Below are 24,198 nucleotides of genomic sequence, written 5' to 3'. Positions count from 1 at the left end.
CAAGTTTGGATTTTTAATTCTAATGGATACATTGTCCCTCATAAAAAAAGGTTCAGTTGAAATTATACGGGAAAGTGAATTAAAAGAACGTATTCTGTCAAAGCATACTCTAAGGGTAAAAGCCGGATTTGATCCAACATCGGCAGATATACACCTTGGACACACCGTTTTAATGGAAAAACTAAGGCATTTTCAGCTTGCAGGACATACCGTTTTATTCCTTATAGGTGATTTTACGGCAATGATAGGCGATCCAACAGGTGTATCGGTAACAAGACCACAGCTTTCAAGAGAACAGGTGCTCAGAAACGCAAAGACTTATACCGAGCAGGCTTTTAAGATCCTTGATCCTGTAAAAACAGAAGTCAGATACAATTCCGAATGGTTTATGAAAATGGATATGATACAACTAATGAAACTCACGTCAAACTACACCATAGCAAGGCTGCTTGAAAGAGATGATTTTAAAAATCGTTATACGGAGAATAAACCTATTGGGATCCATGAACTTCTTTATCCATTAATGCAGGGCTATGATTCTGTTATGCTTAATGCAGATGTGGAGATAGGTGGAAACGATCAAAAATTTAACCTTCTTGTAGGCAGGGTTCTGCAGGAGGCTTATAATCAAAAACCGCAAATCGTTTTAACAATGCCGTTATTACCAGGACTCGACGGCATAAAAAAAATGAGCAAATCTTATGGTAACTATATCGGCATTGATGAACCGGCCGATATGATGTTCGGAAAGATCATGAGCATATCCGATGAATTGATGTGGTCGTACTATGAACTGCTGACGGATCTGCCGGAATCAGTGATTGCATCATTAAAAGAGCAGTCACTTTCAAAAAAACAAAACCCAATGGATATTAAAAAACAACTTGCATTTATGATTTGTAAAAGATTTCATTCGGAAGAAAAAGCAAATGAAGCGATGCATGATTTTGAAAGAATATTCTCAAGAAAAGAGCTTCCCGGCAATTTAAAAGAGTATGAAATGCATACCGCAGCGGAGTCTGTTTTATTATACGATCTGTTTGCGGATACAGGTCTTGTATCAAGTAAATCGGAAACAAAAAGGCTTATACAGAGCGGCAGTATAAGCATAAACAATGAAACCATAAATGATATCTTTTATAAACTAAACGCACACGGCAATTATATCATAAAAATCGGTAAGAAAAAGCCGGTAAAAATGAAATTTCTCTGAGATGGTTTATGAGGAGGCTAACTCTGCAGACCCAGATTTTTAGTAATCTCATAGACTCCCTGATTCTTTAAATAGGTTATTTGGGTGACAACGCATCTATAACATTATTGTCTCATCATCACATTAGTGTAATATTTTTATTATTATGTTTTATAAAACATCATGTCTTAAGCCTTATCTCCGGCTGCTCATTGAAAAAATATCATTTGGCACAGCTTATGCTTTATACTTTATCTGTAGGAGGAACAGATGAAGATGATCATAGCAATAATAAAACCGTTTACCCTTGATAAGGTGAAGGCTGCACTTGTAGAATTGAGTATAATGGGTATGACAATAACCGAGGTTAAAGGCTTTGGCAGACAAAAAGGACATACAGAATTTTACAGGGGCGCAGAATATAAGACAGATTTTGTCCCAAAACTAAAACTCGAGATCGTTGTACAGAACGAGCAGTCTGAAAAAATAGTAACTGCAATTGCAGATGCTGCTAAAACCGGTTCAATCGGCGACGGGAAAATATTCGTTTTATCAATAGAGGAAGCACTTAGAATAAGAACAGGCGAAACAGGATACAATGCGTTATAAACGATTTTAATGTACAGCTATTATGCAAATTTATAATGTCGCTGAGCTTGACATCAGCGGACTACCCGGTATGCTTATACGGTAAATTGACATATCTAAAACATTCTGTTAAAAGTGACACAAATGCGGGTGTAATTCAGTGGTAGAATGCAAGCTTCCCAAGCTTGACGTCGCCGGTTCGAGTCCGGTCGCCCGCTTTTAATTGCTAAGAAGTTGTTTAACCCAAAAGTGCATTTAAAAAATATGGAAGTTCATAAGCAGATAAACTTGCCTAATTTTAATGTTAAATGGCCAATCATGCGAAAAGACATCTAAGCAGGATAACTCTGTAATAAATAAGATTATTTGATCATATTAAAAAAATATTGACAAACACTGGTTTACTATATAATTAGACTGACATGTCAGTCTAATAGAGGGTGCGATGTTACATGAAGAAAGAAAGCTATTAATTTTAAGTGCGGCAAAAGAGATGTTCGCTATAAAAGGCTACCATGAAACGAGTATAAGCGATATCATAAAACGTGCCGATATAGCGAGAGGCACGTTTTACATTTATTTTAAGGATAAGAGGGAAATCTTTGATGCCCTGTTTGATCAGTTGCTCGAGAGGATCAATAATGCCGTGAAAAGGGTCATTGTCGGGAAAGATCAAAAACCGCCTCTGGAACAGATATCGGATAATATAAAAAGGGTCTTTCAATTTGCAACCGACGACCCTGAGCTTGCAAGGATACTATTCAGGCACGCTCCAGGTCTCGACGGGATTACCGACCAGAAGATTGACAGCTTCTATAACAAAATTACCGCCCTTATAGAGAGTGCATTAACACTCGGCATACAGATGAATCTCGTTAAGCAGTGTAACCTTAAACTTATTGCCGCATTTATAACCGGCGGAATAAAGGAGATCATGGATAAGATTACGCGTACCGATAATAATCTCCCGCGGGTTGATATCATTATAAAAGGGTTAATTGATTTTAGTTTATATGGGTTATCCCTCAAATAACATACCCCGCGGTACTGGACATTATTACACGGGCCTCGATGTCGGTTCTACAACAGTAAAGGGCGTTGTGCTGGATGATGCCCAAAGCATACTTTACAGTTCCTATCAGAGGCACGAGGCGAGACAGATAGAAACGGTCATAGAGTTTCTGTCAGCAGTGCAGGAGCGGTTCGGTAATGCGGACATAAGCCTTTTTGTCACAGGCAGCGGTGGAGCCACGATCGCATCCGTATTAGGGTGCAGGTATGTACAGGAAGTCAACGCAGTAACCCTTGTGGTAGAAAAGCTGTACCCGGACATAAACAGCGTAATTGAAATAGGCGGACAGGATGCAAAGGCAATAATATGGTCTGTAGATCCGTCTACAGGCAGGAAGCGCATATTTACAACCATGAATGACAAGTGTGCAGGCGGCACAGGAACAGTTATAGACAGGATCGCAGTAAAACTAAATATTACACAACAGTACCTCTCGAATCTTAAATATGCCGGTATAAAGATACACGCAGTTGCAGGCAGGTGCGGCGTGTTTGCCGAGATGGACATAAACAGTCTTCAGAAGCAGGGAGTCCCACCGGAAGAGCTCATGGCATCATTGTTTGAGGCAATAGTACAGCAGAACCTGAGTGTCCTCACGCGCGGCAATACGCTTAACCCTGATGTGTTGCTGCTCGGAGGGCCTAACACATTTATACCTGCATTAAAACAGGCGTGGCAGCATAATATACCGCTGCTATGGGAGCAGAGAGGCATAAAAGTAAAAAATGATCCAGCATTCCATATTAGAGTGCCGGACAATGCCCAGTTTTTTGCCGCAATAGGAAGCATATTCTACGGCATATCGGATGGGAGGGAAAGCAGGTTTAGCGGTGCAGCCCTGCTTTCACAGCATCTCGGCAAAATAAGGAATACCTATAATCCCGGATTACAGGGGCATTCCGGCAAACACAAGGACGCCGTGTCTTTTCTGAAAAGTGTATCCCCGTCTTATAAAGCGGACTTAAGGCTTAACAGTGATAAAGTTATTAAGGCATATCTTGGTATAGACGGAGGTTCCACATCAACAAAGGGTGTGCTTATTACAGGGGACGGAGAGGTCATTGAACGGTCTTACATACTCTCGCGCGGTAATCCGATAGATGATACGAAACAGATCATCCTGAGTTTAAACGATGCCGTAATCACCAACGGTAAAAAACTTGAGATACTCGGTGCAGGCACAACAGGCTATGCAAAGGACATGATAAAAGAGGCGGTAGGTGCGGATGTTGCTATCGTTGAGACCGTGGCGCATACAAAATCGGCGCTTCATTTTTACAAGGACGTAGACGTAATCTGCGATGTGGGCGGACAGGACATAAAGATCATATTCCTGGACAACGGCAGGGTAAAAGACTTCAGGCTGAACACGCAATGTTCTGCCGGCAACGGATATTTTCTGCAGAATACCGCAAACAGGTTCGGTTATGAGATTAACGAATATGCTGAAGTTGCATTAAAAGCGGCACGTGCACCATCGTTTAACTACGGATGCGCTGTGTTTCTTGAGGCTGATATTGTTAATTTCCAGCAGCAGGGGTTTACAAGGGAAGAGATAATGGCAGGGCTTGCGGACGTATTGCCCAGGAACATCTGGCTGTATGTTGTTCAGGAATCAAACCTCGGGAAGTTCGGCAAAAATTTTGTTTTGCAGGGCGGCACGCATAACAACCTTGCGGTTGTAAAGGCGCAACATGATTTTATAAAAGCAAGAGTTCCCGACGCCAATATCATTGTTCATAAATATACGGGTGAAAGCGGGGCAATAGGTGCTGCGATCGAGGCTATCAGTGTACTCGCCGGCAGGCCTACGGGATTCATAGGCATTGATGCGGTGCGGGACCTTGCCTACTCAATAACACAGGACCAAACAACACGTTGTAATTTCTGTAAGAACAAATGTCTCAGGATATTTATTGACATGCACAAAGGCGTGGGGAAACAGAGCAGATTTATCGTGGCATCATGCGAAAAAGGTATGGCGGATAATATCGATGCGGTAAAGACAATAAAATCTCAGACCAGCAGAATTAAAAAGGACAATCCCAATTTTGCGGACATTATGTCCCGTGAAGCATTTTCAACGGATATTGAATCGTCAGGCTATACGTTGAAGCACCCTGTTAATAAATCCATCCTGCCTATAGCGTTGCGAAAAAGGACAAGCGGAAAATATTTGGATTCCCGCAAACACACAAGGATAGGAATACCGAGGGCGTTAAACATGTATGGGACGGCACCGTTTTTTACAGGATATCTTAAAGCCCTCGGCGTACCCGGAGAGAATATCGTTTTTTCGGATGTAACGGATGAACTGATGTATAAACACGGCACAAGGAGAGGTTCGATAGACCAGTGTTTCCCGAGCAAGGCCGCACTCGCACACGTGCATAACCTTATATATGAAAAGAACGTTGATGCAATATTCTACCCGATTATGCTTACCCTTAAAACAGAGCTTGTCAACACCATAAACAGTCATGCATGCCCTTCAGCCACAATAATGCCGGAGGCCGTCAAGGCGGCATTCACAAAACAGGACGATGTGTTTCAGCAGCGAGGAATAAAATATTTAAACCCGGTACTGAACATGTCGGAGCCGGAACTTTTCAGGTTCCAGATGTATAGATTCTTCAAGGAGTGGTTCGGTGTTAGCATGCTGGAAAACAGGCACGCAATCGCATCAGGAGAACTATCACTCGAGCGGTTTTACACTGTTTTGAGAAATCGTGCCATGGGAGTATTGAGAAGACTCGAAAAAGAAAAAAGGATAGGGATCGCAGTGCTTGGCAGGCCTTACCATGCTGATCCAGGAATAAATCATGATATACTGTCAGAACTCCAGAAACGCGGTTATCCAGTATTTACTATAGAATCACTCCCGATTGATCGGGAAGCATTGTCAATGCTGTTCGGCGATGAACTTGCTGCGGGAGAACTTGAAAACCCCATGAGTATAGATGATGTCTGGAAAAACTCTTACAGCGAAAACACAAACAAAAAACTCTGGGCCGCAAAGTATGTTGCAAGGCACAAAAACCTTGTCGCGGTTGACCTGTCAAGTTTCAGGTGCGGGAATGACGCACCCATTTACAGCACTATTGAATCCATTTTAAAGGCATCCGATACCCCTTATTTTACATTCCATGACATAGATGAGAACAAACCTGCAGGATCAATAAAAATAAGGATAGAGACTATTGATTATTTTTTGAAACAGTATTCGGGACATTTAAGAAATGAGACTGAGGATGTACCTATAAATCTTAAGTCAATCGCAGTTTATATCCCGGAACAGGTTGGAAATTATGATTAACCGGAAAAACATACAACATTACAAAAAACATTCCGAGCTGCCATTCACAAGAGAACAGAGGGACAGGACAACAATACTATTCGGCGGACTCACATTAAATCATGAGCACCTTATAAAGGGCGTAATGGAAAGTCTTGGTTATAATGCCGATCATCTGCCCGTACCCGATAATCAGGCACTCCAGACAGGGAAGGAGTACGGCAACCGTGGCCAGTGCAACCCAACATACTATACCGTTGGCAATCTTATCAGGTATTTGAATAACCTTAAAATGAGCGGTGTTTTCGATATAGAAGATCGGTTCGTGTTTCTGACCGCAGGGGCGTGCGGTCCGTGCAGGTTCGGCATGTATGAATCGGAATACAGGAAATCGCTTCGTGAGGCGGGCTTCAGGAACTTCAGGATCCTTACATTTGAACAGTCAGACAAGTTTGAAAAAGGGGTACAGAACGGCTTACAGGCAAACAGAGCATTTTATAAAGCACTTATAAAGGCACTTGTTCTTGGAGACATACTGAACGAAATAGGTTACAGGATAAGACCCTATGAAAAAAACACCGGCGAAACTGACGAAGTGATAGCTCTTTACAGAAACAGTTTTTACAATGCTTTTCTGGACAATACATCGATAACCGCAGCCCTGCGAGGGCTTCACAAGAGGCTTGTCAGGATAGAGGTTGATTATCTCAGGGTCAAACCTATCGTTCAGATCATAGGAGAGTTCTGGGCGCAGACAACAGAAGGCGACGGCAGTTACAGGCTTGCAAGATGGCTTGAATCAGAGGGTGCCGAGGTAAAAACAGAGCCTGTCTCCACATGGATAGATTACCTTTTATGGAGCAGCTCCCTTGAAGAAAAGGATCGTTTCATGATCAAGCCCGTAATTGCCGCAGGAAGACTGATGGGTATATTCATGTTAAAGAAGCTCTTTAATTTTTATTTCAACACCTACAGAAGGGCGATTGGCCGATGGACAAGCAGGCTGCCCTCGCAGAAAAGGCTTGCGGATTATGCATCACCCTACTTTAATGTTCGCATAACCGGAGGCGAGGGGCACCTCGAGGTAGGTAAGCATATAATGGCTTTCAAAGAAAAAAAGGCACACATGGTTGTTTCTGTAAAGCCGTTCGGATGTATGCCCAGTACGCTAAGCGACGGAGTGCAGTCAAAGGTCACGAGTGATCTGGCAGAGAGCATATTCGTTTCAATAGAGACATCTGGGGATGCAGAGGTCAATGTCAAAAGCAGGGTTCAGATGAAACTCTACGAGGCAAGGCAGAGGGCAAATGAGGAGTTCAATAAGGCGCTACAGGAGCACGGCATAGATTACAACAGGCTCAAAGAACGGGATAAGCATGGTTCTCTTTCCAACCCAATGATAACCCTGCCGCACCTGTACACAGGCACTGCGGCAAACTTTGCAGTACATGCGTCAAGGGGAAAATAGTTTACGGCGAGTTAAAGCTTCCATGTTGTTATTCCAGCAAGAGCGGGGATCCAGAGAATCTATACCGGCGTACCATGGAACACATAGACCTTGTTCATTGCCCTGACAGAATAAGGGTTTTTCTGAGAGAATCCATATGCGATGCCGGGATAGCTCGATTGGTAGAGCAGCTCAATCATAATACCAAAAAGGCAAAAACAGATTTATCACAGAATTTTAATAAATAAACAAGCTTGGCTATTTTTTGAAAATAAGTATTATAAATACATGCAGACCGATACGCTTGAAAAGGAAAAGATTGATAATCTTCTCTCGAAGCTCCCTAAAAAGTATCTGAAAGAGATTGAAGATTTCGTTTCTTATCTTCGCTGAAAGCAAGGAAGAAGAAATTGTTTGAAAAACGGATACTCAATGCAGAGAAAGGAAAAAAGATCAGGTTTAACTCTGTAGATGGCGCAATAAAAGCCATCGTAAATGAAGCAAAGAAAGATTGAATTTACAGCTTCATTTCTTGCCGATCGCATCTGAAATTACAAGATTGCGTCATCCTAAATTTCTATCTTCTTCCTCGACGGGCGGGGCAAAAGGGCAATATGAGTTTGAATTATTATGTGAGTAGGTATTATTTTTCAGGCTACCACTACTTCTACGGCAAATGGGTATCAATGCCGACTGTCTTACTGACATACAAATTTTCGATGCCAATGGGCTGACACAGCGTATATCGATGGAGCAGAAACCTACCCTGGCATCTCCTCGCTGGAGAGGATAGAAAGCTCGCCATACTGTCCATAGAGCTCACTGCTTGACGCATGCCCATATTTTTGCAATACAATAATAGCTCGGCGCTGGGATAGCTCAATTGGTAGAGCAGCGCATTCGTAATGCGCAGGTTGCGGGTTCAAGTCCCACTCCCAGCTTTTTGTTTTTCAAATAAGTCGTTGAGAGCAGACCGCCCCATGGTTCCTTGACATGTTCAAAGCGTCAAACTATACACAACATTGAAGGAGCTTACCGTGTCTTTCGAATTACTTTTTTTTATTTCCATTATAGCAGGTTTTATCGGTGCGATGAGCGGGATGGGCGGCGGTGTTGTTCTTATTCCAGCTCTCACTTTGATGGGCATGGACATCAAGCATGCCATTGCCATTAGTATTGTCTCAGTAATTGCCACATCAAGCGGTTCAGCCTCGGCGTATGTGCGTGATCATATTACCAATCTCAAGGTCGGCATGTTCCTTGAGATGTTTACAATTGTAGGTGCACTGGTTGGTGCAGCAATAACCGTGGTTTCGGCACAGGGTCCGCTTTTTTTCGTTTTCGGAATCGTGTTGCTGGGAGCATGGGCGGCTCTTTTCTTGCAGAGGCACGATGGATGGACACCCGTTACACATCAAGATGCGTTTTCCAAGTGGCTGCAATTAGAAGGGAGTTATTATGACCAGGCAGTTGGACAAACCATCAGCTATCGCGGGGTGCGTGCCTACTTTGGCGGGCCGCTTATGTTTGGTGCAGGATTGATCGCCGGGCTACTCGGGATCGGAGCAGGAGCACTCAAGGTGTTGATCCACGATCTGGTAATGGGACTGCCGCCGAAAGTGTCCACCACCACAAGCAACCTGATTATCGGTGTGACGGCGCTTGCAGGCGCGAGTGTTTATCTTGCAGCAGGTTTGATCGATCCAGGGCTTGCTGCGCCTGTGATTCTGGGCATTCTTATAGGCGCATTTATTGCCACACGGCTACTCGTCAGGTTCACAAATCAAAAAATACGCCATTTTTTCTTAGTGGTTTTAGCGGTATTAGGTATTGAAATGATTTTGCGCGGGATCGGAATTATAAGATGATAGCACTTGAGGGAACAACAGATAGGCATCAACCGGCCGGTACAAAGAGGTCGGGTTTTGATATGGAAGCTCTGGTTGGATACATTTTGTTGATCGGTGTGTTACTGAGCATGGCACTGATTGCCATTGGTATTGTCTGGAGCTGGCTGGTGACCGGTCAACTGGGGATTACATATTCTATAGCGGGCATGAATTTGTACGTCTTTGTGCTTACAGATATACGGCAGATGTTATCTGGCGATTTTCAACCGCATCTCTTCATCAGCATGGGGATTGCCACGCTGATGCTGACGCCATACCTGCGCGTGTTTGCCTCTATGCTCTACTTTGCCTTCGTGGAGCGCAATCGCAAGTACACGTTTTTCACTGCGTTAGTATTCAGTGTTCTGACTTACAGCCTCTTCTTGCGTTAGAAGGGTAACTATAAGATGCCGCTGAAACAGAACATAGGAATGGAGGGTGGGATAAGAGAATTTTTATACAGATTATTAACTTTAAAATTGAAAGGAGATTAACAATGAAACGCATTACACCATTGTTCAGTGTAGTGATCATGATGGTTTTTTCTTCGATTCTTTACGCCGCCGGCAAGCCGCAACTGGAAAAGGCAATCCAGCAAGGTAAGGATCTATTCATACATGGTACTTTCGGCGGCAACGGTAAGACATGCGAAACCTGTCACACTGATGGTGGGATAGAACCAGGCAGGATGCCAGGCGGCATGAAATTCCCAAGCCTCGCCAATGCCGCAACCATTTTCCCCCGCTTCAATCCCAAGGTTAACAAGGTGATTACATTGGAAGACCAGATCGGGAATTGTATCGTTGGTGCGCTTCATGGCAAGCCCCCCGCTTACGGCAGCGCCGAGATGAACGCCTTGGTCAGCTACATTACCTCGCTTTCCCAGGGCAAGCCGATGGACATGGGCGGGAAGCCGCAGTGATACAAGCGACTGGGGTGTATATGGACAAACCATCGTCGAGTGAAGTAAAAAAAACAGCCATACCAGCTGGTTTGTCGCATCATTCTACAATATCTTTGCCTGAAAAAGTCTAACCCGCAGCCGCTTCCTTAATATTACTACAATAACTGTATAAAGCTTAACCTGCTTATGTTGGAAAGTTGAAAAGCCGATCATGATTTTTTTATTTTTACCTCCATTTCTATTTGTTAAACGTATTTTTAAAAAAAGTTTCTGCATCATAGATCAGAGTGTAGTTTTAGGTAAGATTAAAAATGGGTGACCGGGAATTCCATGCCACCCTGTCAGGACATTGTACCTTATGACAAGCACCATAGGGCAAAGGCATTTCGAATCAATATTTATTGGAAATTAAAGTGAATTGAGTTAAATATAAAAATTGTTGTACATGATGTGACAATAAGATAAAAAAAGGAGATAAATATGACTAAATTAACCGATGCTATGAAAACATTAATAGCCGAGAATCAATGCTTTGTAGCCACTGCAAACAAACAGGGCATACCTGATGTAGGTCCTAAAAAAAGTACAAGAGCTTTGGATGATGAAACAATTATCTTTAATGAAGGTACCGGTAAAAGGACTTTTTCAAATATAAAGGAAAATCCGATTGTTGCAATCGCCGTGGTGAATAAAGAGAGAACAGAAGGTTTTAGGTTTTTTGGGCATGCCGGCATTGTTACATCGGGCCCGATTTTTGAAAAAGCAAAAGAAATGGCTGCTCAATTAAACAGACCGGCACCTTTAGCTGTTATAGCAGTAAAGGTTGAAGAGATTTACAATCTTAAGCCAGGTCCCACTGCTGGTGAAAGAATTGCATAATTAACGGAGGTATTGTGAAGCACGTGAATCTATTAAAAAACACTACCCTGCTATTGAGCTTGTTACTGTTTATATCTCTCACTCGAACAGTATATGGAAATGATACAATAAAACTATCCTCTCCACCACTTTCTCCAAAAGCACTCGCAGGATTAACAATTACAGACATAAATAACCTTGAGGCAGGGGAGATTGTTATCCTCAAACAAGATTCAAAATCCGAGAATAGAAATAAATCTCTGATTAAGGCATCCCTCGTTATCAACAAACCTATTGAGAAGGTCTGGAGATTGATAAAATGTACAGAATGTCAGGCACAATACATACCCGATCTTGAGGAATCAAATCTTGTAAATAGCTATAAGAACGGCAATACAGTGGCGTTTACCGTAAAGGCTTTATTCTTTACAATCCGCTACCGTGTAAACCATTACTTTCAAGATAATGATTATAGATTAACATGGAAACTGGATAAGTCATACAAACATGACATAAAAGATCTGTACGGCTACTGGCAGTTTTATAAAATTGATGATGATCATACGCTTGCACGGTACGGAAGCAAACTCGATGTAGGCTCTTTTGTTCCTGAGTTTGTGGAGAATTATCTAACACGGAAAGATCTACCAAAGGCGTTACACGCGGTAAAAAAATGGATTGAGTCTGATGGGAAATACAGGAAATGATTGGTTATAAAGATCTTTCAACCCACTGGACTAAAAGCTTTCCAACCTGTTGATTGCAAACAATATTCCCAGACACGGCAGTGAAAAGGGTTCGGAGTCTTAAAACTGTCTGCCTGCATAGTGCAAAAAAAAAGGACAAAAGCCATGTCTTTTCTAACGGGGTTCATAGAAAATGTTCTCAGAGAACCTATTTTGGGCGGTATTTTTTAAGTGAAATCTTATCTTCAATAGCCACGCTTTCGTTTCTCTCTTTTTGATCTCAGAAGGGCTTGCAAAAGGTTTGTATCTTTAAATCTGCCCTATTGTATTTTTTGGGTTAATTGTATCCACGGGAATTGTCACGGAAGTTTCAATTCCATACTGGTGAGATTAAAAGTGATATGGCGGCAGATCGTCCATACTGGGAGTATGTCGCGGTTATGGATGCAAAGACACGTCCCACGCACGCGGCACTTAACGGCATAGTGTTTCGGTATGATGATCCATTCTGGCGCTCCCACTTTCCCCCGAACGGATTTAATTGCCGTTGCCGTACGGCAGCCCTGAGCGAGAGCGCCCTGAAACGTAGCGGTGCAAAGGTGGAATCGTCGGCGGGGAATATGAGTACGACTTATGAGCCGCTCAGCAAAGGCTCGAATGAGAAAGTTCCGGTGACAACATTTCACGACCCGGTCACCGGTATGGATATCGCTCCGGACAAAGGCTGGAGCTACTGCCCTGGTCGCGACGACATGGCGCCTTTTACGCTCAAACCAACACCACCTCCATACAAATCAACCGGCATATATACTCCCCTCGACGATCCCCTGTAGTAATATGTATGCCGCGCCGCTTACAACGGCCCTCATACAACCTGCTCATCAACAGAGTAACGATACGCCTATACAGTACATCGATAAATTTCTGAATATTTTTGGAACAAAAGTAGGTGCCCCACCGGTGGTTTTTACGGACGATGCAAACGTTCCACTTGTGGTTTCTGATGCTCTTTTTACAAGAGACAAAAGTAAGCCGGTCCAGGATCAATATAAAGATTATAAAGTCTTTCAGGCCGACCGGGAGATTTACCTCCCTATGCTTGCTGATACGATAAAACATCCTTCTGAAATCTGGGAGACCTTTGTACAAACGCAAGACGGTAAATGGCGGCTGTGCCGACGATATATCGGCATATATAAAGACGCCAGCGGGAAGATCGGCGGATATGCAGTCTTTGATAATATTAATGGTACATGGCAGGGAACAACTACTTTTCAGCCCGGGAATCTGGATTACCTGAACAAACAGCGCACTGGGACATTGTTGTTTCCAAAGAGTATAAAAAAATAAAAAAGGAACCACCGACCAAAGCCCCGGATAAGGTTGCACCGCCGCAAGCGGCAGTATCGATGATTCCTGATAATTATTATAATATATACACCAAAAAAAGGTTATGTCAAAATGAGTGAAACTACCATATACGTGCACATAGACGACCGTGATGTCGTGAAGCTACTCAAGCAGCTGGAGGCAACCAGCAAGGATATGACGCCGGTCATGCGCAAAATCGCCGGCATCATGGCTGATGCGGTGGAACAAAACTTTGAGAAGGAAGGCCGCCATGACCACTGGCTGCCTCTTGCACTCTCGACAATAAAACAGCGTGAGAAACAAGGGCACTGGCCCGGGCAAATGCTCCAGCGCACCGGCTCGCTTGCTTCATCTGTGACAACCGATTTCGATGCCAACAGCGCATCGGTTGGAACAAATAAAGCTTATGCCGCAATCCATCAATTCGGCGGACTTGCCGGCAGAAACCAGAGCGCCCGCATTCCCGCGCATCCCTTCCTCGTCCTGGATAATGACGATATAAATGAGATTATAGAGGCTATTGAAGCGGCGTTAAAAGTGGATTAGGGTGTAGGCGTTAGACTTGCATATATCAAAAAAATGGCAAGCAATCCAAAGAAGCCAATAAAAACCCCAATCGCGATTTTGGTTACAATGCTTATGCCTTTTGTCTTCTGAACAGTAATAGTCTCGGCAAAACTTTCTTTAATTTTCTTTGTAGAATGAGGAAAGACATCTATTATATAGCGAATGATTTTGGCAACAACAATTAATATCTGCCTAAGGGATTTAAAAGATTCTCTTATAAACCAAAGTATGATAAATCCTGCAACACAAATAATAATAAAGTCAAAAAGGCGATGTTAAATTTGACGGGTTCAATATTAAATAAGTTTCAATTCCATACTGGTGCGATTAAAAGTGTACTTGTCTAAATCTTCCGAGCCTGCTGAGATTTTGTTTCAATTCCATACTGGTGCGATTAAAAGCTTCATTGCGCTATCGTGGCGGTCCTGCATTGCAGGGTTTCAATTCCATACTGGTGCGATTAAAAGGAGCGTGCCCAATACCTATCAGCAGATAATATACGAGGTTTCAATTCCATACTGGTGCGATTAAAAGAGCTATCTAACTCCCAAAGCCCAGACGAGAGATCAGTTTCAATTCCATACTGGTGCGATTAAAAGTCAGACGATCCACATGATACTGGAGGCTATACTATTTAGTTTCAATTCCATACTGGTGCGATTAAAAGATTAATATCACAATTGCATTCATCTTTTTTTATGATAAGTTTCAATTCCATACTGGTGCGATTAAAAGGTACGGCGATACCGCACTCAGCTGGGCGGCAGGTAAGTTTCAATTCCATACTGGTGCGATTAAAAGTTGTCCGCGCCTGGCACGCCGCAGGCGGGGAGCGGTTTCAATTCCATACTGGTGCGATTAAAAGTAATACTTGACGACATTAACGATTATTTATTATCGCGTTTCAATTCCATACTGGTGCGATTAAAAGATGTTTTTAAAAGTTTCCGAGTTCATATATATATATGTTTCAATTCCATACTGGTGCGATTAAAAGAAAAACCTGATAGGTGAGGTGTAGCATGGGACCAAAGTTTCAATTCCATACTGGTGCGATTAAAAGGGTGCATCTGAAGCAGGTTCTTCTGAAAAAATGTCGTTTCAATTCCATACTGGTGCGATTAAAAGATCGACATACCCATAATTTGCCGCCCAACTGAGTGGTTTCAATTCCATACTGGTGCGATTAAAAGACAGAATTATAGCCTCTTCTAAGCCATCTTTTATAGTTTCAATTCCATACTGGTGCGATTAAAAGAGCAAAGAAGATGGTGAGCCGAGCATCAACGATATTGTTTCAATTCCATACTGGTGCGATTAAAAGGACCGACGAATGACGAGTCCCGAATATCGTTGATGCTGTTTCAATTCCATACTGGTGCGATTAAAAGAGGATAAAGGTCGTTTTGTAGGATCGGTTGAGTCTGGTTTCAATTCCATACTGGTGCGATTAAAAGTGAAAGAACTTTTAGGACACAGTAGTTTATTATCTACGTTTCAATTCCATACTGGTGCGATTAAAAGAATTACAGGTAAAATTGACGAAATAACTGCAAAGAAGTTTCAATTCCATACTGGTGCGATTAAAAGTTAGGGGTTCGGTGGGGACATTTAACAGCATATAGTTTCAATTCCATACTGGTGCGATTAAAAGGCAAAATTTTTGCCGAAAAAACAGCATATTAAGTTGTCAAAGAACACAAAACCATCTGTCTACCTCTGATCATGTAAAAACTCCGTATCCTCGACGACTTTCCTGATAGAATTATACCTACAATAGGTTATCTGTCAAATTCTTTTCAACGCCAACTATCTCACGATCTGTATACTTCAAGCTGCCGAGCTTATAAATGATTACAGAATCCTCTTCTGTTTTCATACGTTCCTTAACATCTATCTTCATCGCCTCGAACTGTCCTTCTGTAAGTTCCCCTTCAAAAACTGAATTCTGCACCCAGTTCAGATACCGTTTCAAAAGCTTATGTACTTTCTGTACCCTATTTTCTTTTACATCGTATACCAGAATCACATACATATTCTTAAACCTTTGATGCCCGGGAATCATTAAGAGTGTCTTCGAGTAACGTTACCACCATGCCCTAAACCCTTTATATTCATCGATACCCGCAATACATTTCTCAAGATTATAACATTCCAGCCGAATCATGTGTCGGTAAGAAACATTCCGCTTCAGTGTTCTATGCTTGATTGTCGTGTCGAGGCGCTCGTCATATTCCCTGAGAAAAATCTTCCTGCCCTTTTCGGTGAGATAGCAGAAGTTTATGTCCTTATCGAAATCCGTATTATCAAGCATGCCGGTATTGATCAGTTTGAATATTACATGATCAACGATAATAGGTTTGAATACCTCGGATATGTCCAGACTGAGCGAAAATCTTCGGTTGCCAGGCTCGTGAAGAAAACTTATAGTGGGATTAAGCTGGGTATGATAGATCTCACCAAGTGTTGTTGCATATAACAGGGAATTGCCGAACGATATAAGTGCATTCATCATGTTGTCGGGCGGTCTCTTTGTCCGTTTGGTAAATTCTTCCTTGAGATTAAGAATGACATTGAAACTATCATAATAGCGCTCCCTTACATGGCCTTCCCATGCCATGAGTTCCTGAATACCAGGGGCTTTCTCTAATTCTGGGATCTTTGCTTCGATATCAGTTATGTAACCCTCGAGACCTGATTGGCGGCTCTGGTAATATTTAAGATTTCTGAGAATATTGTGCGAGGCGCTCAATATAAATTCCTTTGCGATGACAAGCCGCTTTTCCTGATTCTTATAGCTTTCCACCTGATTGACAAGGAGAAAACCGGAATTCAGATGCTCTCTCGGATAATATGAGCCTGAGTAATAGCCGTAGTAATTGAATACATGCACTGGAATTTTTTGCTGTGCCAGAAAATTGAGAAGCTTGGTATTCAGATCCATCTCACCCATCAGATAAATGCCTTCCACATCCTCTATAGGAATTACCTTTTTTTCGCCTGACTCAAATTCAAGATAAACTGTGTTATCCTGACGTTTTAAACGGCCGTTTTTTGTAATGTAGTAGTTACGCTTCATTTTTTTGACATGGAATGGTTAGGAATAGCAGAAATCTTCATAGCCGCACTTTTTACAGAGCCTTGTATTTAAAATCTCCGGAGGTTGTGGCATTGACTCTACTTCTTTTATTTTTACGAGCGTATGAGTAATTTCAATTTCATTTTCAGGTGTCAGTTCTACCGACGTGGTACGTTTCTGTTTGGGATAGTTGATAACTCCATTCCGTATATCCACACCCTTTTGCCTGAGACAATAAATGTAATATAACACCTGCCATATATGAGATTCTTCCATTTTATCAGATTTCTTCACCTCATGCACAGCTCCATCATCAAGGAAATCAATCCTGATTACGCCGTCTATCATAATCTCTTTTTTCTCTCTTGGATACGAATGTTCATGGATCAAATTGCCAAGGTACACATTGTCGGACTCCTGCTCCATCTGTATATCATGTGCAAACAGCCACAGCTTGCGATGACAGATGAAGAAGTAATTGAATTCCGTACCGGTGATCTGTAGGTGCGAAAAAGGGATCGAAATATCCATATTACTAAGCAATAAATCTTTTAATGCCTTCTAAAAATTATTCTGCAAGATTAACCAGTTCAGCGGCATTAGGTTAAACATGGCATTGCCCAATGACAAGAACAGCTTCCATTCTTTGTTAAGACACATTCTCTTTTTGTATCTTAACTTCTTCATTGATAATTCATCTCACTGCTGTTTTCTTGATTTCTACCGGCAACAGCATTTTTAGATCAACATGTTGCGATGCTGAAAGGATTTCAATGCCTATCAATTTTCCCTTAGCATCCATATCTACGGTTATATCATCGTTAACTTCTTTACATAAAACCTTTTTAGCTTCACCCATTTTTAAATAGAGCAAATCATATTTAGGGTCATAAGTAATTTTCATATTATTCTACCTCCATTCGCCATAAAATACTTTTACTGTAATAATTATAATATCATTTCTTTCTTTAACATATATCACTTTTATTTTCTTTTGTGGATAAATTTTGCCCAACCATTCTCTATTATACTCAAAAACCATATCTTTTGATTTTTTATTTCCTTTTGCCAATGATTCAATACCTGCTAAAAGAACATTTTCAATTTCTTGCTTTGTAGCTCCTCTTTGAATCGCTCTTTCTTTTGCGTGTTTTGTAAACTTAATATTCATTTAAATTGTATGAGATTTGTATTCCTTTCAGTCATTGAATATCCATAAAAGCTATAATAGAAGGTTTATAACATAAAAACCTAATCTCCTCAATTTATCCTATCCATATGCGCAAACAACCACAGCTTGCGATGACAGATGAAGAAGTAATTGAAAGCAGTTGCGGTGATGGTTGATTCAATGTTTTTTATATATTTTCCCTCTTGATGTACCTTCGAATTTACCTTTAATAAAATACTGAACTCGTTCTGTATTTTCTCCCCCAGCCATCCACCAGTTAGACAAAGTTGGTTTAATATCGTCATTCTTAAAGCGTGAAAGAGTCACAGCGGTAGAACCGGATGGTATGCTAGTTTCCCACTGTTCCGGCGGAATGTAAACCACATTATCCGGTTTAGAACACTTTTCAGCATTACCAATTAATGAACACATAGAATCATGCGTTCCAAAATGCCCTAAATTTGTAAGTGCCAATTTAACTGCTTCATAATGTTCTTCTGGTATTCCAACATAAAGAATAATTTGACCCTCGACCAAACCGTATTCACGAGTTCCTTGATTTATCTTTGTTAAACCAATTCGTTCATTTGGTTTATATTTTTCTTTCTTTACTTTCATTTCGCCAGTCTCATATCGTCTCAGTTGATGGAACGCTCTAAAAAATATTACACCGTCAGGCGCATCCACAACAACTTTGCAATGCTGGGCGATATCGAGAAAAGCCTTGGCTTCACAAGCTTTTCCGATGGAGAACAAAGTTGATGCAATCCCAAGTAGGACCGTTGTCGGAGATACAACAGGCGAACCCATTGCAGATGCAAAGGCAGAACGGGGATCACGATAGGCATAGGTATGGAACTTATACGCTGCCTTGATCCAAATTAACGGTGGTGCAGGAACAGGCGTAATTGTTTTTGAATCCGTTTTAGCTTTTTTTCTTGCCATCGTTTTTCCCGTCTAATGTGTCTGTTATCTTCGAAACCGTATCAATAAGCTCTTTGGCATTTTTGAATTTCCACACCCACGTGTCAGTATCATTTTTAATATCTTCCATTTTATTTGCATAAGTTGAATCTGCCTTTACTGGCGTGTTTTGATCAGTTAAATCCACTTTTATCGGCGAGGCAAATGGAGCTGTTCTGGTAGATGTAAGAAGAATTGCGCCTTCTGTTAAAAATACATGAGGAGCCCATCCTGCAGTTTTTGATCCTGTAGGTGAGATAATGAAGTTTATTATCGCCGCTATAATCGCTTTCTGGCGTTTCTTCTGTTCATCCTCTGTGATAGCTAATCTCTGTTTATTATTTTGTAAATACCAGTAATCATCTGTTCCTATTCTATGCAAATCAGCTCGAATGATACCACCATAGGTATTGGAGCGCATGCTTTGTGCATATCGACTGTTCATTGAAGCTGTATCACGAAATGCCGAATGCTGGGTAACAGTCAAATCCTGTGGATTTTCGCTAATCAGCCATGCCACATCAAAACAGGATTCTCTTTTTACCGGATCAACCTTTTCAAGTTCAGCGCAGTGCTGATCAATATAATCTTTTTCCGCTATATAATCACCAGCATTAGCTTCACCTTGGGCATCTTTCCATGCAGCAAGAAAACCTCCGACATCAAGAACTGCACACTTCTCAATTGCTGTTCTGACGCTTTGGAAAAGATTAGTTCCGTTAAGTTTAACAGGAGAGGTATTACCATTTCTTGCAGCAGCACGAATTCCAATTGGCCCCCTGTCAGGATGTAGCCCTTCACTCAATGGTAACATAGGAATTTTGGGCTCTTGGTTTCTGCATATTTCTACAAAATTTTCCAAAATATGCCGTCTGATAATTTCTCCGCTTATTCCATCGTAAGTCACCTGTCCAACATCAATACGGCGTGGCTGCATCAGATTGCTTCCATCAGATCCCTCATTATTCAATGCATGAAAACCAAGTCCTAAACGATAGGCAAAAGATATACTCCATAGTTTCATTTTAATTCCTCCTCTCCTGAATTATTTGTTTCAGGGGTATCTGTATCTGATACCTCTGCTTCAGATTCTTTCGATTTATATGTACTCTCCTGTATCAGGTACATTCTGAATAGGTCACGAAAAGTCTCAAAATCTCGTCCTTCTCCTATGCTTGCTATAAGCGCTGAAGGGTCATAATCTTCCTCTCTGTGAACCGTACCGATCTGCCCATGCTCACGATGTCCTTGCTCCAAAAGGATTAAAGCTCTTTCGCAAAAAGCCCTTGGTGAAGGCGCTGATCGGAGCATGACAACTTCGTCATACCACACCTTACCTTTTTCACTGTTATCAGCCTTGCTCTGTCTGGCAAAATAAATAGCTGATGCTACGGCTTTGGCAAACCTTTGCACAGCTTCATGGTCACCTTTCCAATCTCCATAACTCATATCAAATACCTCCTTTACATATTCAGGTTTTGTAAAAACATATTGATTCCCTTTTGCTTTTAATCTCTCCTGCGATGTAATCATTGAAGACAGATGCTTGCCAACAGGTTGCAACTGCCAATAAGCCACTGCAATGGCATCAGGTGCAAATTCTGTAGCTTTGTATTCTCTTCCTTGTTTATTCCAAGCCTTGCTGACTAATATTCTAAACATACGATATAGGTGAGCAGCAAAATCGGCTGTTTTAATTTTATTTATGGCTGTTGATTTTATTGAAATCAAACCAGAATAATTGTCGCTTCGTTGGCTTCCAAGGTTTGTGTTGAAAACAACCGCAGATAACCGTTCCTCGTATCCTTCCCCCAAAAGGGATGATTTAAGAGATAATAAAGCCAAGGTCTGAGAGCAAATTACATTGGGTAATCCAAGCCAGGCACGCAAAGGACTTACAACTTTGGACAGGTCAATCTGTCCCTCAAAGATAGGCAAAAACAAAATGTTTCCTAAACTTTCTGTTCTTTTCTCCCCTGCAAAGGCAAGCATTCCTTGACCTAATGGGATATTAGCCTTACATTCAGGCTTCGATGTTTGACCTGTCTGCAAGGTTTCGTAACTATAAGCAGCTATACCTCTAATACCTGTCTGTAAAGTTGAATCATAGCTCTTTTTCCCCTCTATAAAATAGTCGTCAGAGGAAAGATGCCGTTCAGAAATATGAGAGCGCAAGGAATCGCAAAATTTCTTGGCATCAGGTTTTCTCTTATTCCACACTTGTTTAAAAGTGCCAACATCTCTGTCTTTTAAAAGATGAGCACGTTGTCTTCCTGCAACTTCCCATTCATTACCAGCATCATGTATAGTAACATCCTCTCGAAGTCCAATGTACAAATCAATAGCGCCATAAAGCCTTAATACATCAAAGAACGGTAACCCTGTCTTTTGCACATATAATGTAACAGGCTTCCCGCCAAAATGCTGTAATGTCGAAGAAGCATTTGACCAATCAAAAGCTATCATTGTTTTGTTCTCCACATCTCTAACTCCACACCTGCTGCATCTTCCCTGTCAGCCATAAGAATTGCCCGCCCGACAATGGCATAAACAGGGAAAAGGTCTACATTAGGTAACAACAGAGGCACATCTTCTTTTGCTGGGGATTTTTTGGCTGCCTCGAGGATTTCATCAGATTGCTTTATTGTTGTTTCAGAAGCAGAAACCGCTTTTAGGACAGCTTTAATAAATTCATTAGTTTGCGGATGCGGGTCAAAATGATGAGTTACCTGTGATGGATTTAAAAAACTCGAATGGTGGCGAGCAGCAGAAAGAGCAATCGAACGAATTAAATATTCTGCTGAATCGAGATTACCAATCAACAATTCGGCAGCTTTTACAATGGCATTATATCCAGGCGGCGTATGTGGAACACCTATTCGACCTTCGATTTTTGAAGTCCGTCCTATAAGTTCAGAGAAATGTTTTCCTTCAATTTCTTCTGCTTTTGCTTGCCAATTTTTATCTGCTTTCCCTAAATCGTGAAAACCGGCAGCAAGCATACTTAAAGAAGCAACGATATTAGCAAGCGTTTCTGTATTTTTTTCGGGTTCAAGGGATTTTAGAATGTTCTTAAGCGTGGAGCGGTACATACCATCATTTGTGAATCGCTGATAAACTCCTTTCATTACTCCTGATGTGTGTTCCAAAAGGGTTTGCTGCTTTCCATATTCTTTTTTAATAGGTTCACCTGACCTTTCTTTCTTAGCCAGCCAATCACTGCACCTAAATACGCCTTTAATTTCATTTGTATCGCCAAAACAGAGACCTTTTGTTCTGTGAAGGTAGGCTACAGATGAAGGAACAATCAAGACATCACCTAATCTTACAGAATCAGTCGGAGAAATAACCAAGTCTTCATGTTCGTTATAGCGGATTACCGCACACTTACCTTGCGATTTTCTGATTAAAGCCCATGCCCTACCAAGAGAAATAGAAGATGTCTCCGGATGTTGACCTTGCATTAGCATAATTTGCAAGTCTCGTTGTGCCAAATCGTCTATGCGAACAGAATCCCCTTCTTCAACAGCAACTTCAACGGACAAAATCTCACGGAATGCACCTGCAATCTGGCCAGGCTTCTGCTCTTGTGCTGCACGGTCAAAAAGATTTAAAGCAAAGGTAATTTCATTAAGAGATTCCTCTACCGATTTCATGGCTTTCTCTGAACCGCCGCCCCACACTTGATTAACCCATTCTTTTTCTGCCTGCCAAGTCATTTGGCCATTTGGTTTTTTTTGCAAAGCATCCAATACCAAAGCAGCTTTGTATGGAAGAGCTAATCCTTTCTTTCCTTCTTCAATTTCTGTTTTGGGAGCAGTAATAACAACAAATTCTCCTTTCGTTTCACTATTCCTGAACCATCGGGCACATCGTCCAGCCCTTTGCACCAGTGTATCCACAGGAGCGGGATCAGAAATAACTAATGGAGCGGAAATATCAAGTCCTGCCTCTGCGACCTGATTCGTCAATAAAATCCGGTCACCATCGGGTGAACCCTTACCAAAGCAATCGTACGACCTCTGCTCTGCGTCGGCTCTCCATGAACGAGGCATTCGGTTGTGGAGGACGATAATTTCGTCGGCTTTTTTTATAGTTGAGGATGCTATCAATCTGTCGTAAGTTGTTTGTAGTCGTTCTACTGTATTGGCAAAGTATATGCGTTTACCCTTAGCATTCTTTAATTTGTCATCCAGCGGTTGCCAGTCGAGCTTCTTATCATTACCCTTTCCTTTGTTTTTTAAATCAAGGGTTGAAATAGTTACTTTTCTATTATTTTCACGGAGTATCAAGCCTTCATCTGACTCTACCTCTCCTTCGCCAACTATTATCAATTCCAGTTTCAATCGTTTGGAAATAAGAGTTGCCACTTCTTTTGGCAAAGTTGCAGTTAGGACGATGGTTTGCAAACCAAGTTTTTGTCTGAAATCTATTATGGCAAGCAATATTGACAATGCCTTATCAGAGATACTCCAAGCCAAATGTGTTTCGTCCAAGATCAGGCGTGACATAAGTAATGCCCCTGCTATGGCATGTCCCGCCCTGAGCGGAAGACTGAGCGGCAAGCCAGGAACAGCACAAACAACCTGATCATATGTTGTGATAACAACTTCTTCACCGAACAACTTGCTTTCCTGAATATCTCCGTGATGTATAACGGCTGATATTCTTTTGTCATCCCTTTTTAGGGTCGAAATCTCTTTCTGAATGCCTTTGCCGAGTGACCTCAGTGGAACGGCATATACCATCTTGCAAAAGCTATCCTGTATGTCCCCTGTAACTGCAAGAGTCTTTCCTAAACCTGTTGGAGCGATAAGGAGTAATGACTTGCCACTTTTTAACTTGTTGATTACATGTTTCTGAAATTTTGTATATTCCATTTTATCCTCTTCCCCATATCCACCCACGGATTTCCTGTCCATGTAAATAACATAAAACCTCTGTTAAACCGTTCTTTTAACCATCCCAAACCCCATGCTTCCCTTCTCTCCGAAGCCCGCCTCGTAACCTATTTCTATAAGCTCCGGGTTGCCGGCTACTTCAATCGGTGCCATGAAGCCGATGATGTTTGTACCTTTAAAATTGATGTTCTTTGTAATCTTGCCGCTTTTTTTAT

General features: G+C 41.6%; 23 protein-coding genes, 2 tRNA genes, 1 pseudogene and 1 CRISPR repeat array. Of the genes and pseudogenes, 16 read left to right on the top strand and 10 right to left on the bottom strand.

Annotated features, from left to right (window positions below; genetic code table 11):
* Window positions 1-22: 22 nt before the first annotated feature.
* The 16 genes and pseudogenes from tyrS to M1381_00915 all read left to right on the top strand — a co-directional run bounded on the left by tyrS (window position 23) and on the right by M1381_00915 (window position 13,848).
* The gene (tyrS, locus tag M1381_00990) at window positions 23-1,213 is read left to right on the top strand and encodes a tyrosine--tRNA ligase (protein ID MCL4477663.1); all 1,191 of its coding nucleotides are present in this window, start codon (window positions 23-25) and stop codon (window positions 1,211-1,213) included.
* Between the two features lie 249 nt (window positions 1,214-1,462).
* The gene (locus M1381_00985; GenBank protein ID MCL4477662.1) at window positions 1,463-1,801 is read left to right on the top strand and encodes a P-II family nitrogen regulator; all 339 of its coding nucleotides are present in this window, start codon (window positions 1,463-1,465) and stop codon (window positions 1,799-1,801) included.
* A gap of 125 nt (window positions 1,802-1,926) precedes the next feature.
* Window positions 1,927-1,998 (top strand) — tRNA-Gly (locus M1381_00980).
* A 227-nt stretch (window positions 1,999-2,225) separates the two neighbouring features.
* Window positions 2,226-2,813 (top strand): TetR/AcrR family transcriptional regulator, encoded by a 588-nt coding sequence (locus M1381_00975; GenBank protein ID MCL4477661.1) that lies wholly within the window; start codon window positions 2,226-2,228, stop codon window positions 2,811-2,813.
* On the top strand, window positions 2,779-6,168 hold the full coding sequence (locus tag M1381_00970) for an acyl-CoA dehydratase activase (protein MCL4477660.1): 3,390 nt from the start codon (window positions 2,779-2,781) through the stop codon (window positions 6,166-6,168). The genes M1381_00975 and M1381_00970 overlap by 35 nt, the downstream gene beginning before the upstream one ends.
* Window positions 6,161-7,615 (top strand): hypothetical protein, encoded by a 1,455-nt coding sequence (locus M1381_00965; GenBank protein ID MCL4477659.1) that lies wholly within the window; start codon window positions 6,161-6,163, stop codon window positions 7,613-7,615. The genes M1381_00970 and M1381_00965 overlap by 8 nt, the downstream gene beginning before the upstream one ends.
* Before the next feature lie 847 nt (window positions 7,616-8,462).
* Window positions 8,463-8,535 (top strand) — tRNA-Thr (locus tag M1381_00960).
* Window positions 8,536-8,616: 81 nt separating this feature from the next.
* Window positions 8,617-9,462, top strand: a complete 846-nt coding sequence (locus M1381_00955; protein ID MCL4477658.1) for a sulfite exporter TauE/SafE family protein — start codon at window positions 8,617-8,619, stop codon at window positions 9,460-9,462.
* A 62-nt stretch (window positions 9,463-9,524) separates the two neighbouring features.
* On the top strand, window positions 9,525-9,875 hold the full coding sequence (locus M1381_00950) for a DUF1634 domain-containing protein (protein ID MCL4477657.1): 351 nt from the start codon (window positions 9,525-9,527) through the stop codon (window positions 9,873-9,875).
* 104 nt (window positions 9,876-9,979) lie between these two features.
* Complete coding sequence (locus tag M1381_00945; protein ID MCL4477656.1) at window positions 9,980-10,405, top strand: cytochrome C; 426 nt, start codon at window positions 9,980-9,982, stop codon at window positions 10,403-10,405.
* Between the two features lie 462 nt (window positions 10,406-10,867).
* On the top strand, window positions 10,868-11,266 hold the full coding sequence (locus M1381_00940) for a pyridoxamine 5'-phosphate oxidase family protein (protein ID MCL4477655.1): 399 nt from the start codon (window positions 10,868-10,870) through the stop codon (window positions 11,264-11,266).
* Window positions 11,267-11,280: 14 nt separating this feature from the next.
* Window positions 11,281-11,952: a hypothetical protein gene (locus M1381_00935; GenBank protein ID MCL4477654.1), complete on the top strand. Its 672-nt coding sequence runs from the start codon at window positions 11,281-11,283 to the stop codon at window positions 11,950-11,952.
* Between the two features lie 419 nt (window positions 11,953-12,371).
* Window positions 12,372-12,437 (top strand): annotated as a pseudogene (locus M1381_00930) (hypothetical protein).
* A gap of 114 nt (window positions 12,438-12,551) precedes the next feature.
* Complete coding sequence (locus tag M1381_00925) at window positions 12,552-12,764, top strand: hypothetical protein (protein ID MCL4477653.1); 213 nt, start codon at window positions 12,552-12,554, stop codon at window positions 12,762-12,764.
* A 4-nt stretch (window positions 12,765-12,768) separates the two neighbouring features.
* Window positions 12,769-13,281, top strand: a complete 513-nt coding sequence (locus M1381_00920; protein ID MCL4477652.1) for a PBECR2 nuclease fold domain-containing protein — start codon at window positions 12,769-12,771, stop codon at window positions 13,279-13,281.
* Between the two features lie 195 nt (window positions 13,282-13,476).
* The gene (locus tag M1381_00915; protein MCL4477651.1) at window positions 13,477-13,848 is read left to right on the top strand and encodes a phage virion morphogenesis protein; all 372 of its coding nucleotides are present in this window, start codon (window positions 13,477-13,479) and stop codon (window positions 13,846-13,848) included.
* 325 nt (window positions 13,849-14,173) lie between these two features.
* Window positions 14,174-15,523: direct repeats of the CRISPR family, unit length 30 nt; unit sequence GTTTCAATTCCATACTGGTGCGATTAAAAG.
* A gap of 117 nt (window positions 15,524-15,640) precedes the next feature.
* Here the strand turns inward: M1381_00915 and cas2 are convergent.
* From cas2 to M1381_00865, 10 genes are all read right to left on the bottom strand, one after another.
* Window positions 15,641-15,904, bottom strand: a complete 264-nt coding sequence (gene cas2 / locus M1381_00910; GenBank protein MCL4477650.1) for a CRISPR-associated endonuclease Cas2 — start codon at window positions 15,902-15,904, stop codon at window positions 15,641-15,643.
* A gap of 51 nt (window positions 15,905-15,955) precedes the next feature.
* Window positions 15,956-16,948 (bottom strand): type I-B CRISPR-associated endonuclease Cas1b, encoded by a 993-nt coding sequence (cas1b, locus tag M1381_00905; protein MCL4477649.1) that lies wholly within the window; start codon window positions 16,946-16,948, stop codon window positions 15,956-15,958.
* 18 nt (window positions 16,949-16,966) lie between these two features.
* Window positions 16,967-17,479 carry a CRISPR-associated protein Cas4 gene (gene cas4 / locus M1381_00900; GenBank protein MCL4477648.1) on the bottom strand — a complete coding sequence of 171 codons (513 nt, stop codon included), beginning with the start codon at window positions 17,477-17,479 and terminating at the stop codon, window positions 16,967-16,969.
* Window positions 17,480-17,642: 163 nt separating this feature from the next.
* Window positions 17,643-17,852 carry a DUF2283 domain-containing protein gene (locus M1381_00895; protein MCL4477647.1) on the bottom strand — a complete coding sequence of 70 codons (210 nt, stop codon included), beginning with the start codon at window positions 17,850-17,852 and terminating at the stop codon, window positions 17,643-17,645.
* A 6-nt stretch (window positions 17,853-17,858) separates the two neighbouring features.
* On the bottom strand, window positions 17,859-18,119 hold the full coding sequence (locus M1381_00890) for a DUF4258 domain-containing protein (GenBank protein ID MCL4477646.1): 261 nt from the start codon (window positions 18,117-18,119) through the stop codon (window positions 17,859-17,861).
* Between the two features lie 177 nt (window positions 18,120-18,296).
* A complete protein-coding gene (locus tag M1381_00885; GenBank protein ID MCL4477645.1) occupies window positions 18,297-19,064 on the bottom strand; it encodes a hypothetical protein in 768 nt (255 codons plus the stop codon).
* Entirely contained in the window at window positions 19,045-20,106 is a 1,062-nt protein-coding gene (locus M1381_00880) for a hypothetical protein (GenBank protein ID MCL4477644.1), read from the bottom strand. Before M1381_00880 ends, M1381_00885 begins: the two co-directional genes overlap by 20 nt.
* Window positions 20,103-21,548 (bottom strand): hypothetical protein, encoded by a 1,446-nt coding sequence (locus M1381_00875; protein MCL4477643.1) that lies wholly within the window; start codon window positions 21,546-21,548, stop codon window positions 20,103-20,105. Before M1381_00875 ends, M1381_00880 begins: the two co-directional genes overlap by 4 nt.
* Window positions 21,545-23,962, bottom strand: a complete 2,418-nt coding sequence (cas3, locus tag M1381_00870; GenBank protein ID MCL4477642.1) for a CRISPR-associated helicase Cas3' — start codon at window positions 23,960-23,962, stop codon at window positions 21,545-21,547. Before cas3 ends, M1381_00875 begins: the two co-directional genes overlap by 4 nt.
* Before the next feature lie 63 nt (window positions 23,963-24,025).
* On the bottom strand, window positions 24,026-24,136 hold the full coding sequence (locus tag M1381_00865) for a hypothetical protein (protein MCL4477641.1): 111 nt from the start codon (window positions 24,134-24,136) through the stop codon (window positions 24,026-24,028).
* Between the last annotated feature and the right edge of the window lie 62 nt (window positions 24,137-24,198).

The organism is Deltaproteobacteria bacterium (assembly GCA_023382265.1).
GTDB lineage: Bacteria > JAMCPX01 > JAMCPX01 > JAMCPX01 > JAMCPX01 > JAMCPX01.
The sequence above is the reverse complement of the archived record's forward strand: the minus strand, read 5'-3'. Positions and strand labels throughout refer to the sequence as shown.